The 255-nt window shown below is 52.9% G+C and carries 1 pseudogene; it reads left to right on the top strand.

The features are described 5' to 3' along the window. Positions 1-149, top strand: a pseudogene (locus SB764_RS42475) (IS3 family transposase); the annotation flags it as partial. Between the last annotated feature and the right edge of the window lie 106 nt (positions 150-255).

The following is a 255-nucleotide window of genomic DNA, read 5'->3' as shown; positions in this document are numbered from 1 at the left end:
ATCATCGCCGATATCACGAAAGTCTCGCCAACCTGACACCGGCCGACGTCTACTTCGGACGCGGACATACCATTCTGCTGGAAAGAGAAACGATCAAACGAGACACCATCAAACACCGCCGCTTGCAACATCGTCAGCGGGCGGCTTAAATCAACCAACACACGGACCAGAAACTCCAATCTTCCCAACGACAATCTGTCTCAAATCATTCGCAGACGGACAGTGAAGAACGATGCCGTAGAAGCCTCCGAGGCC

It is taken from the genome of Paraburkholderia sp. SIMBA_027 (assembly GCF_046535315.1).
Lineage (GTDB): Bacteria > Pseudomonadota > Gammaproteobacteria > Burkholderiales > Burkholderiaceae > Paraburkholderia > Paraburkholderia tropica.
The sequence above is the reverse complement of the archived record's forward strand: the minus strand, read 5'-3'. Positions and strand labels throughout refer to the sequence as shown.